At 63.5% G+C, this 11,615-nt stretch carries 12 protein-coding genes, 1 tRNA gene and 1 pseudogene; 4 read left to right on the forward strand and 10 right to left on the reverse strand.

Annotation, left to right across the window (positions count from 1 at the left end; translation table 11 throughout):
• Positions 1-203, reverse strand: a pseudogene (locus JHD07_RS05975) (SDR family NAD(P)-dependent oxidoreductase); the annotation flags it as partial.
• A 489-nt stretch (positions 204-692) separates the two neighbouring features.
• Between JHD07_RS05975 and JHD07_RS05980 the strand changes: the two are divergent.
• Together JHD07_RS05980 and JHD07_RS05985 are read left to right on the forward strand one after the other, a co-directional pair.
• A complete protein-coding gene (locus tag JHD07_RS05980) occupies positions 693-932 on the forward strand; it encodes a hypothetical protein (RefSeq protein WP_291620014.1) in 240 nt (79 codons plus the stop codon).
• 360 nt (positions 933-1,292) lie between these two features.
• Positions 1,293-2,534: an OpgC domain-containing protein gene (locus JHD07_RS05985; RefSeq protein WP_291620016.1), complete on the forward strand. Its 1,242-nt coding sequence runs from the start codon at positions 1,293-1,295 to the stop codon at positions 2,532-2,534.
• A gap of 107 nt (positions 2,535-2,641) precedes the next feature.
• Here the strand turns inward: JHD07_RS05985 and JHD07_RS05990 are convergent, their stop codons facing one another.
• The 8 genes from JHD07_RS05990 to JHD07_RS06025 form a co-directional block, all read right to left on the reverse strand.
• The gene (locus tag JHD07_RS05990; protein WP_291620018.1) at positions 2,642-3,061 is read right to left on the reverse strand and encodes a YetF domain-containing protein; all 420 of its coding nucleotides are present in this window, start codon (positions 3,059-3,061) and stop codon (positions 2,642-2,644) included.
• A 387-nt stretch (positions 3,062-3,448) separates the two neighbouring features.
• Positions 3,449-3,526 (reverse strand) — tRNA-Pro (locus JHD07_RS05995).
• A 112-nt stretch (positions 3,527-3,638) separates the two neighbouring features.
• Entirely contained in the window at positions 3,639-4,220 is a 582-nt protein-coding gene (locus JHD07_RS06000; protein ID WP_291620020.1) for a MerR family transcriptional regulator, read from the reverse strand.
• 24 nt (positions 4,221-4,244) lie between these two features.
• Positions 4,245-4,586, reverse strand: coding sequence for an integration host factor subunit alpha (locus JHD07_RS06005; protein ID WP_291620022.1), 342 nt, complete (start codon positions 4,584-4,586; stop codon positions 4,245-4,247).
• 132 nt (positions 4,587-4,718) lie between these two features.
• On the reverse strand, positions 4,719-5,699 hold the full coding sequence (locus JHD07_RS06010) for a beta-ketoacyl-ACP synthase III (RefSeq protein ID WP_291620024.1): 981 nt from the start codon (positions 5,697-5,699) through the stop codon (positions 4,719-4,721).
• On the reverse strand, positions 5,696-6,757 hold the full coding sequence (gene plsX / locus JHD07_RS06015; protein WP_291620026.1) for a phosphate acyltransferase PlsX: 1,062 nt from the start codon (positions 6,755-6,757) through the stop codon (positions 5,696-5,698). The genes JHD07_RS06010 and plsX overlap by 4 nt, the downstream gene beginning before the upstream one ends.
• A 298-nt stretch (positions 6,758-7,055) precedes the next feature.
• On the reverse strand, positions 7,056-7,625 hold the full coding sequence (locus JHD07_RS06020) for a DUF177 domain-containing protein (protein ID WP_291620028.1): 570 nt from the start codon (positions 7,623-7,625) through the stop codon (positions 7,056-7,058).
• The gene (locus tag JHD07_RS06025) at positions 7,622-8,185 is read right to left on the reverse strand and encodes a ubiquinol-cytochrome C chaperone family protein (protein ID WP_291620030.1); all 564 of its coding nucleotides are present in this window, start codon (positions 8,183-8,185) and stop codon (positions 7,622-7,624) included. The genes JHD07_RS06020 and JHD07_RS06025 overlap by 4 nt, the downstream gene beginning before the upstream one ends.
• A gap of 98 nt (positions 8,186-8,283) precedes the next feature.
• Between JHD07_RS06025 and JHD07_RS06030 the strand changes: the two genes are divergently transcribed.
• Positions 8,284-8,769 (forward strand): outer membrane protein assembly factor BamE, encoded by a 486-nt coding sequence (locus tag JHD07_RS06030; protein WP_291620032.1) that lies wholly within the window; start codon positions 8,284-8,286, stop codon positions 8,767-8,769.
• A gap of 233 nt (positions 8,770-9,002) precedes the next feature.
• The gene (locus JHD07_RS06035; protein WP_291620034.1) at positions 9,003-10,016 is read left to right on the forward strand and encodes a tripartite tricarboxylate transporter substrate binding protein; all 1,014 of its coding nucleotides are present in this window, start codon (positions 9,003-9,005) and stop codon (positions 10,014-10,016) included.
• A 111-nt stretch (positions 10,017-10,127) separates the two neighbouring features.
• Here the strand turns inward: JHD07_RS06035 and JHD07_RS06040 are convergent.
• Positions 10,128-11,615 (reverse strand): sodium-translocating pyrophosphatase (locus JHD07_RS06040; RefSeq protein ID WP_291620036.1); only part of this gene is annotated, 1,488 nt, incomplete at its 5' end.

Here is an 11,615-nt window from a genome sequence, read left to right on the forward strand (position 1 = left end):
ATCGCCGCCTCCGAGACGTCGCACATGGCGACGTTGCAGCCCTCGGCCACCAGCTGCCGCGCGAGCTCGCGTCCCATTCCCGTGCCACCGCCGGTGATGACCGCGATCTTTCCAGCAAAATCCTTCATGGGACTTCGGTCCCTCCCCTTGTCGGTATGTTTCTTCGTCGCCGCGCATCTCGCCGCGCGCGCAAAATGTAGCAGCGCCGCATCCGCAAAAGAAAGCGGATCGGCGATGCAATCTTGGGCGTTATTTCGGCGCGCGGAGTATCCGGAACGATCGGGGCTATCGCCTGCGGTGCAGCCTCGCCCGCGGCACATCCTTCGAGACGCCCGCCCCTGGCGGGCCCTCGGGATGAGGGCGGAGTGAGTGGCGGTCGCTTCAACGAGCACCGTTGGCCGTTAGCCTCACCCTGGGGGACCGCTGGAAGCGGTCGTCTCGAAGGGCGAGGCGCTTGCTCCGTCGCCGGCCCCAAGCCCGCTCGGAGCACAAGCAGCGCAAAGCCGTACTTCCCCGTTTCCCGTATTTCTCCGGCTTCGGTTTATGAGCAATTTTTTCACAATCCGAATCGCCAAATGGGCTTTGGACGCGGGATCGAGTCGGTCAGGCCAGCGCGTGGTTTGCGTGTCACGGGCTCTGGCACTCCGCTTGCATCCTTGTCGTGGTCAGAAACAACCAATGAGGTGACAGGAATGTTCGTGACCGTCGTTGCCGTGCTCTGCCGGCTTGGCGCAGCCAGCTCGGGCAGTTGCGTCGAGGAAATCGTGACCGACAGCAACATGACGCCCGAGATTTCGATGATGCAGTGCGCGGTCGGCGCACAGGCCCCCCTGGCGAAATGGATGGGCGAGCATCCGATCTATCGCGCCAATTGGCGCCTCGATCGCTACAAATGCGTGCCGGGCCACTACGAGATCAAGGGCCACGCCTAAGGCCCCGCAAAACTACTGATCCAAGACGACCACTACGAGGAAACGCCCACCGGGCCGGGTCGATGGCACAGCGCGCGCGTTTTGCCCGGAACTAAAACTCCCTGCCAGTTCCCCGTGGGAAAATCGGACGCCGTTTGGCCTCCGTGCGTTCGACGTCATCATGCACAGTACCGGGCTCTGGTCGGGGCGCTTGACTCAGGTCAATATCCGGCGGACCTCTGGTGTAATTGCCGTGGGGCGAAGACACGCTTGGTCCTTCAACCGCGGCTCTCAACGCGGCATCTAGCGTGAGTGTCTCGGCGACTTCTCGGTGCTGGGTCGCGGACATCGATCGTGAATCGTTGCACGATGGAAAGCAGGATGAAGCTCGGGCTTGCGCTGCCAACGCCTCAACGTGACTTGCGTCTCGACCTGTTTCGCGGCCTCGCCAACTGGGCGATGTTTCTCGGCCATGTCCCCGGCACGGTGCTGGTGTGGTGTTCATTCCGGAATTATGGATTCAGCGACGGGGCCGACCTCTTCGTGTTCATCTCCGGCTACACCTCAGCGCTCGTTTATACGCGAAAGATGGAGCGGGGCTTTGTGTTCGGAGCCAGCAGGCTATTAAGGCGCGTATGGCAAATCTACACGGCGCATATCCTGCTGTTCATGATCTACCTGGCTTTCATCCATTTCCTGTCGGAAAGGTTCAACGCGCCTGATCTGGTCGATCTGTTCAACGCCGGACCGGTCACCGGCGCGCCGATCGAGATGATGACGGAGGGGCTTTTGCTGAGATACAAGCCTCTGAATTTGGACGTGCTGCCGCTCTATGTCGTTCTGATGGGCCTGTTTCCTCCGGTCCTTTGGTTGATGTTGAGATTCCCTGACGCCGTCATGATCGGATCGGTGCTGTTGTATCTGGCTGCGCGGCAATTCGATTGGAACCTGCCTTCCTATCCGTCGGGAAGCTGGTACTTCAATCCGCTGGCGTGGCAGCTTCTGTTTGTGACCGGCGCATGGCTCGCGTTGACGGGTGCGGGACGTCTGCATTTTCTGCTGCGATCCAGGCTCGTGCTGGTGGTTGCGATTGCCTATTTGATTTTTGCGGCGCTGATGACCCTGGCTGCTCACCAGCCTCAGCTCCGGGCCTTGTTCGCGCCTGCCCTTTTCGAGCTTTTCAATCCCAACGACAAGACCAATCTGGCGCCCTACCGCTATTTTCATTTGATGGTGCTGATTATCCTTGGTGCCCGGTTCATACCGATCGACGCGCGCGGGCTACGAGCCCCCATCTGGCGTCCCCTGATAAAGTGCGGCCAGCAGTCCCTCGAAGTGTTTTGTGTGGGCATTCTCCTGGCTTTCATCGGGTACTTCATCCTGCAGTGGGCAGGGAACGGCATCCTCCTTCAACTGCTCGTCGGAGCTGCGGGAGTCGCGATCATGACGGCGGTTGCCTATTACAGATCCTGGTCAAAGCGAGCGGAGAAATCTCCACATGAGAGTCCGGTCGATGGAAAGAAGGCTCCGGAAAGCACCGGCTCCCCCGGGCATCTTGTACCGCGCGGCGCCGGAGGGGAGCCGCAGGCCGCTCGCGGGTCGGATTCGCGGCAGCGGCCTTAACAGAGTTTTGACAATCGCGCCGGCGCTGGCGAAGATGCCTCGACAAGGTCGCAAGGTGCGCAGCTCCTGAAAAATCCGGTTCGAAGGCCGTCAGGCTTCCTTCTTTTTCACGCTGGTATTGCCGTCGCCCTAGGCCTCCGCGACGTCCGAGGGCTTGCTATACCCTCCTCGCGAAGCTTGCTCATCAACTCATCCATCGTCACCAGCTCCTGCCGCATGTGGCGGCGAAGGACCTGCCCGTTCTTGATGAGGAGGAGCGGCGCCGGCCGGGCAAGCCGCTCCACGAAAGGCACGTGATACCCGACCCAATCGATGGCAAGATTCCAGAAAATGATGGTGGCAACGAGCACGATACCTTCCGTGATCGAGTGGTATTCGCCCGCCATGCCATTCTGCGCCGCGTCCGCCAGCAGGACGACGAGAAGCAGATCGGGGATGCTGAGCCCGCCGGTTTGTCGCTTCAAAATGAACCGCATCAGGATGAAGATGCCAAGGTACATGATGGTGCCCCGCACGATCATTTCCATGACGGAATGCGTCGGGACGAAAAGCTCGCTCCACGATAACTGCAACATGCTGCCCTCGCCTAATTAGAAGCGTCCTGATGGCACGTATCCATGCTCTTGTCGGACACGAACAGGTTCGGATAATTGCGAGAAGAATGGTCAAGGGTTGAGCCTCTCGCGGACAGTTCGATCGTCATTGTCCGCTGGAGGATCCGCTCCCTATCCCTCGCCCGCCGTCAATTCGGAAAAACCATCTTCCTCAATGACATCGCTACTGTGCAGGGGGTTGTTTTTCGGCGTTTTGATGTACCGCCCTCCCCAGGCCAGCCTCTGGGCGCAGGCATCCCCCGCGGCCCGGAGCAGGCTCCTGCGCCGACAATCATCCACCCGACAAATGCTTTGAAAAAATGGTCGGAGCGAGAGGATTTGAACCTCCGACCCCTAGTCTCCCAGACTAGTGCGCTAACCGGGCTGCGCCACGCTCCGAACGTCGTTCCATTAGCTAGGATCGGCGCGATGCGCAAGGCGAGGCCGCAGCATTTTGGTGCCACCCGGCCACGGCCCCGGAACTGCCCGCAAAGCCGGCGGGATGCGTCCCCTACCCGTCCTTCAGCGCCTGGTCCAGCATCTCGCGGCAGGCGACGAGGTCGGCGAGCGCCCGTCCCAGGCGCTCCCGGTCGAGCACGCTGGGGCCGGCGGGCGCGGCGGGGGCGCCGCCCTTGCGGAAGGTGGTGAGGATCTCCTCGTCGTCGATCTCGCTGAAGCGGAAGTCGATGCCTTCCTCTTCGTCGCCCTGGTAATCGTCATCGTCGCTGTCGGTGACGCCCTTGATCGGCGCCTCCTCGTCCTCGGGCTCCATCAGGCTCGCGCCGATGGCATCCTCGATGGCGCCGAAGGAGACCGCGGCCGCGCTGTCGGCGAGGCCCTGCACCGATTTGACGCCGTGCTCCTTGAGGATCCGCTGCACCCCGCGGATGGTGTAGCCCTCGCCGTAGAGCAGGCGGCGGATGCCCTTGAGCAGGTCGACGTCGTCGGGGCGGTAATAGCGGCGGCCACCGCTGCGCTTCATCGGCTTGATTTGCGAGAAGCGGGTTTCCCAGAATCGCAGCACGTGCTGTGGAATGTCGAGTTCCTGCGCGACTTCGCTGATGGTTCGGAACGCATCCGGCGCCTTGTCCAAAGGCCAGTCCTTTCCGAAAGGCGGTTATGCCTCTTCCTGAGCCGGGGTGGCGTCGCCGTTGGTGCGATGCTGGGCGTTGATGCGCTGCTTCAGGATGGCCGACGGCTTGAACACCATCACCCGGCGCGGCGAGATCGGCACCTCGGTGCCGGTCTTGGGGTTGCGGCCGATGCGCTGTCCCTTCTTGCGCACCATGAAGGAGCCGAACGAGGATAGTTTCACCGTCTCGCCCTTCTCCAGGCAGTCGGTGATCTCCTTCAGCACGAGTTCCACGAAGGCAGACGATTCCGTGCGCGACAAGCCCACCTTCTGGTAGACGGCTTCGCACAGATCTACTCGCGTTACGGTTTTGCTGGTCTCGGTCATCGCCCTGCCCCACATCACGGCGAACAATTCTCGTCTGAAATTATGAGCTTACGATACGATGGTCAACAGCGCTCATCAATGCCGGCGCATCGATAATCGGCGCTGAATCCGGCAAAATTTTATCGACTGTTGCTACCAGCGCACCAGCGCGGAGCCCCAGGTGAAGCCGCCGCCCATGGCTTCCAACAGCACCATGTCGCCTTTCTTGATGCGGCCGTCCTTGCGCGCGACCGAAAGCGCCAGCGGAATCGAGGCGGCCGAGGTGTTGCCGTGACGGTCGACCGTCAGCACCACCTTCTCAGGCGGGATATGCAGCTTGTGCGCGGAAGCGTCGATGATTCGCTTGTTGGCCTGGTGCGGCACGAACCAGTCGATGCCGTCGGCATTGAGTCCCGTGGCCTTGAAGGCGTCGACGATCACGTCGGTGATCATGCCGACGGCATGCTTGAACACCTCGCGGCCTTCCATGCGTAAGTGGCCGACGGTCTGGGTCGATGACGGACCGCCGTCGACGAACAGTTTTGCCTTGTGGCGACCGTCGGAGCGCAGATGCGTGGTGACGATGCCGCGGTCGGTGGCGGCGTTGCCCGGCTGCTCCTGCGCCTCCAGCACCACCGCGCCGGCGCCGTCGCCGAACAGCACGCAGGTGCCGCGGTCGTTCCAGTCGAGGATGCGCGAGAAGGTCTCGGCGCCGATCACCAGCGCGCGCTTGAAGGCGCCGGTGCGCAGGAAATTGTCGGCGGTGGCGAGCGCGAACACGAAGCCCGAGCACACCGCCTGCAGGTCGAAGGCTGCGCCATGGTTGATGCCGAGCCCGTGCTGCACGGCGACCGCGGTTGCAGGAAACGTGTTGTCCGGTGTCGAGGTCGCCAGCACGATCAGCTCGATCGATTGCGCGTCCACGCCGGCGTCGGTGAGCGCGGCCTGCGCCGCCTTGATCGCCAGATGCGAGGTGAACTCGCCCTCGGCCGCGATGTGGCGCTCGCGAATGCCGGTGCGCTGAACGATCCACTCGTCGGAGGTATCGATGCGGGCCGCCAATTGGGCGTTGGTCACCACCTGCTCCGGCAGATAAGAGCCGCAGCCGAGCACGACCGAACGAATTTGAGTCACGAAACATCCTCCGGCGCGGGCTGCACGGACCTGAGCGCACCACCCTCGCGGTTGAGCATCTGATTGATCTTGTTCAGGAGATCGTAGTGAGCCATCTCATAGCCAACATCGATCGCATAGGCAAAGCCTTCGGCGTTGGTTCCGCCGTGGCTCTTCACCACCACCCCGTTCAGTCCCAGCAGCACGCCGCCATTGGACTTGTTGGGGTCCATCTTGTCGCGCAAGGCCTGGAAGGCGCTACGCGCGAAGACATAGCCAAGCTTGGACATCCAGCTCCGCCGCATCTCGCCTCGGAGCAATTCCGCCATTTGCCGCGCGGTTCCCTCGGCAGCCTTGAGCGCGATGTTGCCGCTGAATCCTTCGGTAACGATCACGTCGGCCAGTCCCTTGCCGATGCCGTCGCCCTCGACGAAGCCGATATAATCGAGCTCCGGCAGGTTCCTTGCGCGTAGGATCTCGCTGGCCTCGCGAATTTCCTCGTGCCCCTTGATCTCCTCGGCGCCGATGTTGAGCAGCCCGACGGTTGGTCTCTTCTTGTCGAACAGAACGCTGGCCTTGGCCGCGCCCATCACCGCCATCGAAACCAGATGATGCGCATCGCCGCCGAGCGTGGCGCCAAGATCGAGCACGACGGATTTGCCGCGCATGGTCGGCCAGATCGCCGAGATGGCCGGACGGTCGATGCCCGGCAGGGTGCGCAGGTGGAAACGGGCCATCGCCATCAGCGCGCCGGTATTGCCGGCGGAGATCGCCACATCCGCCTCGCCCTTCTTGACCGCGTCGATCGCGAGCCACATCGATGAGGTCTTGCGGCCGCGCCGCAGCGCCTGGCTCGGCTTGTCCTCCATGCTGACGGCAACATCGGTGTGGACGATGCTGGAGGCGGCTTTCAGCTTCGGGTGCTTGTCGAGCTCGGGCTCGATTTTGGTGCGGTCTCCGACCAGCAGGAACTCGCTGTCACGATGCCGGCCAAGCGAGATGGCGGCGCCGGGAATGACCACGGCCGGGCCGACATCGCCCCCCATGGCGTCCAGCGCGATGCGAACCTTGCTTGGCATGAAAGTCCTGGAAACCTGGTCTGGTGCGGTCTTGGATCAGCGGGGCCGCAAAATGGGTTCGCCACGGAGATGGCGAGCGGCCAAGCGCCACGCCGCACCCGAACCGGGGCGGGACAATAGCGTTTTGTACCCCCGAAACAACCTCTTGCCCCCAGCCTTTTGCACCCCGGGCGATCCGGAGGAGCACGGATGGACTGGCAAGAAACACATTGCAATCACTCGGATATCGCCGCTCCTAAAACCATCATGGCAGACGGCTCATATTCCGTCCCAAGCCCTCGGGGCGGAAATGCCCGGGCTATTTGCCCTTTTTACTGTCCTGAAGCGCTTTCAGCACTGCGAAGGGGTGATCTTCCGGATCGGGCGCAATGACCTCCGCCTCGAACACCGCCCCCGCCTTGCGCGGATAGGGATCGATCGCCAGGAACAGCGCATCGGTGGCGAGCCGGCCGAGATCGATGATGCCGCCCGCGATCGGCTCCGGAGGGTCGGCGACCTCAGGCGATGCCTTGTCGTCCTGCCCCTCCTCGATCAGGTCGGCGAGGCGCCGCGCCTCGGCCTCGGGGGCGAACATCAGGTCCACCTCCTCCTCGATCTCGCTCTCGATCGGATCCAGCGTGACGACGCAGGTCTGGCCGATCCGGCCGCGAACGAGCCCGGTGACCTGGACCCGCCCGCCGCTTTTCGGCACGACATCGAAGCTGGCATGCGCGGACAAGATCTCCCGCACGCCCGCGAGCTCCGCCATGGCCTGCCGCTCGGCCGCGGAAGCCTCGAGTTCGCGATGCAGCCCGGTGTCGGGGATCTGCGCAACGATGACGGGTGCCCGCCAGGGATCTGGCTGGGCTCCGGTGCTCGGTCGGCTCATGGCGTGACATCCTCAGGCATTGCTGGAGGAAACTTGAAGGAAGCGCGCAACAACGCTGCCTCGTCGGCCCGGCCGAGAGCGGCCTCGCAGGCCCTGGCATAGGCCGCGAGCCGCGTTGCCTGGTCCGGGCCGGTCCCGTTCAAGATATTCTTGCAGATCGCCGATGCCAGCGCCTCGCCGCCAGATTCCATCGCCTGATCATAGGCCTGGACCCGGCCGTAGAAGGCCTCGCCGAAGGCGCGCATCCGCTTCGGGACGGTCTGGTCGCCCACGCCCATCTCGCGCAGATTGTCGTCCATGTCCTCGCAGAATCGGTCGAACAACCCCTGCGACAGCTCGGAGGAGCCACCCGCGCCGCTCTGGCCCCTGCGCAGGCGGCGTAGCAGCAGCCACAGATGCAGCAGCAACAGGTCGAAACGCCCGTTAACCGTATCGGGCACCCCCAAGTCACGGTAAAATATGGGTTCTCGCGCCTGCGTCACGATCATGCCATAGATGGCTTCAATGGTATCCGCCGGGGCTAGCCGGGGTTTCCTGAAGTGATTGAACGGCCAAAGCATTGTGGTTTCCGCAAGCGGGCGCGCGCGAGTTGCATTCAGACGCCCAGCCCGGTACTTCAGCGCCTCGCGCGACGCAAGGGGACGGAATCAGTTCCGCTATGACGATAACGAACCAGACCAGCCTGCGCGCGGACAAGCGGCGCGGCCTTCACGCATGCTGGCGCACCCTGCGCATGCTCGCGGCGACCGCCGTCGTCGGCGTCGCGCTCGCGGCCTGCACCGGCGAGCAATTTCAAAAAGGTTATATCCTGCCGCCCGGTGCGCTCGAGCAAATTCCGATCGGTGCGAGCCAGGACCAGGTGCTGATCGTCATGGGCACGCCCTCGACGGTCGCAACGCTCGACGGCGAAGTCTTCTACTACATCTCGCAGCGCTCGGAGCGCCCGGTCGCCTTCATGAACCAGAAGGTGGTCGACCAGCGCGTCATCGCGGTCTATTTCGACAAGAACCGGCGCGTGCGGCGGCTTGCCAATTACGGCCTTCAGGACGGCAAGATCTTCGACTTCATCAGCCGCACCACGCCGACCTCGGGTCAGGAGATGAGCTACCTCACGCCGCTGTTCAAGCTGCTCAGCTTCAACTGAGTCGCCACGACACTTGCGCGCGACGCCGTAGAGCGGCTGGTGTCGAGAAGCTGGCTCGGGCATGCGTGTCCGGACCACCCTCTGTCTGAGCGCCTGCATTCCGCCAGAAGGCAAATTGCGAGCATCTGCGGCGTCGTGCCACTCCCCCCGGGGTCTTTGCCGCAGCGTGCGACTTGCCCACGCAAGCCTCGTTCCCTAGGGTCCGCGCAATGCAAGAAGCTGGGAGCGGATTCGTGTCCAAAAAACTTCAAAACACCTTGTTGTCCCGACGTCGCGTGCTCACCGGTGTGGCCGGCCTTTCGGCTGCAGCGATCCTGCCGCGATCGAGCCTTGCCGACTGGAAGCCGACCGAGACCGTTCGTCTCATCGTGCCGGCGGCAGCCGGCGGCTCGACGGACGTCATGGGCCGCCTTCTCGCCGCGCATCTGCAGGCCGCTTGGGGGCCGTCGGCCGTCGTGGAAAACCGCTCGGGCGGCGGCGGCACGATCGGCACGGCCGAGGCCGTGCGCGCCAAGCCTGACGGCCAGACCATCCTGGTCGGCAATCCCGGGCCGAACGCCATCGCCTACAGCATCTTCAAGAACCTCAGCTACAAGCCGGACCAGCTTCAGCCGGTCTCGAACATGATCCGGATTCCGAACATCGTCTCGGCGCATCCGAAGACCGGCATCAAGTCGGTCCCAGAGCTGATCGCTTACCTCAAGGCCAATCCGGACAAGCTCAGCTACGCCTCCTCCGGGGTCGGCCAGAGCCCTCACCTCACCGGCGCCTGGTTCCTCCAGCTCACCGGCCTGAAGATGACGCACATCCCGTTCCGCGGCGCCGGACCGGCGCTCCAGGCGGCGCTCGCCGGCGACATCCAGATCCTGTTCGACAACCTCTATCCGAGCCTGCCGCAGGTGCAGAGCGGCACGCTCAACGGTCTCTGCGTCACGACGCCCGAGCGCAGCGATCTCGCGAAAGACCTGCCGACCATGCGCGAGAGCGCACCGGAACTGGCAAATTTCGACGTGTCCTCCTGGTTCGCCGTCTTCCTGCCGAAGGGCGTCCCGCCCGAAGTGCTGGGCGCGCTCAATCTCCAGGTCAAGGCGATGCTGGAGCGCGAGGACGTCAAGAAGCAGATCGCCGCCATGGGCGCCCGCGCCGACTACGGCACGCCGGAGCAGTTCGGCGCCTTCGTGGACGCCGAGACGAAGAAGTTCGCCGGCATCATCCAGAAGGAAGGCCTGCAGATGGACGTGCAGTGAGGCGAAGCGTCATTCCGGGACGGCTCGAAAGAGCCGAACCCGGAATGACGGCGAGAAACAAAAACCCCGCGGCTCGCGCCGCGGGGTTTTCTCTTGTCTCTTCGACGCCGTTCAGTGCGCCAGGATCGCCAGCAGCAGCAGGGCCACGATGTTGGTGATCTTGATCATCGGGTTCACGGCAGGACCCGCCGTGTCCTTGTAGGGATCGCCGACGGTATCGCCTGTGACCGCCGACTTGTGGGCATCACTGCCCTTGCCGCCGAAATGGCCGTCCTCGATGTACTTCTTGGCGTTATCCCAGGCGCCGCCGCCCGAGGTCATCGAGATCGCGACGAACAGTCCCGTCACGATCACGCCGAGCAGCATCGCGCCCACCGCCGAGAACGCCGCCGACTTGCCCACCGCGCCGCCGCCTGCGATTGCGTAAATCACGAAATAGACGACGATCGGCGACAGCACCGGAAGCAGCGAGGGGATGATCATCTCCTTGATCGCCGCCTTGGTCAGCAGGTCGACCGCCTTGCCGTAGTCAGGCTTGTCGGTGCCCTGCATGATGCCCGGCTTCTCGCGGAACTGGCGTCGCACCTCCTCGACGATCGCACTCGCCGCACGGCCGACGGCGGTCATGCCCATCGCGCCGAACAGATACGGCAAGAGGCCGCCGAACAGCAGGCCCACCACGACGTAAGGATTGTTCAGCGAAAAGTCCGGATTGACGCCGGCGAAGTACGGATGCTGCGCAGAGCGGGCCACGAAGTACTTGAGGTCCTCGTTATAGGCTGCGAACAGCACGAGAGCACCGAGACCGGCGGATCCGATCGCGTAACCCTTGGTCACCGCCTTGGTGGTGTTGCCGACCGCATCGAGCGCGTCGGTCGATTTGCGCACCTCCTTGGGCAGTCCCGCCATCTCGGCGATGCCGCCGGCATTGTCGGTGACGGGACCGAAGGCGTCGAGGGCGACGATCATGCCGGCCAGCGCCAGCATGGTGGCGGTGGCAATGGCGATGCCGAACAGCCCGGCGAGGCTGTGGGTGACCAGGATGCCGGCGATGATGACGATCGCCGGCAACGCGGTCGCTTCCATCGAGATGGCGAGGCCCTGGATCACGTTGGTGCCGTGGCCCGTGACCGAGGACTGGGCGATCGACTTCACCGGACGATAGTCGGTCCCCGTGTAGTATTCGGTGATCCAGATGATCAGGGCGGTGACGATGAGACCGACCACGCCGCACTCGAACAGCGCCAGCCCGGTATAGTTCACGCCCTCGAGCTTGCCGAAGCCGATCAGGTAGTAGATCACCAGCGCAATGCCGATCAGCGACAGCAGGCCGGTGACGATCAGGCCCTTGTAGAGTGCGCCCATGATCGACTGGCTCGGCCCGAGCTTGACGAAAAAGGTGCCGATGATCGAGGTGATGATGCAGATGCCGCCGATCGCGAGCGGCAGCGTCATCATGCTGGCGAGGATCGGCGTCTTGGCGAAGAAGATCGCCGCGAGCACCATGGTGGCGACCGCGGTCACCGCATAGGTCTCGAACAGGTCGGCGGCCATGCCGGCGCAGTCGCCGACATTGTCGCCGACGTTGTCGGCGATGGT

The sequence above is a fragment of the Bradyrhizobium sp. genome, from assembly GCF_016462955.1.
Taxonomy (GTDB): Bacteria; Pseudomonadota; Alphaproteobacteria; order Rhizobiales; family Xanthobacteraceae; genus Bradyrhizobium.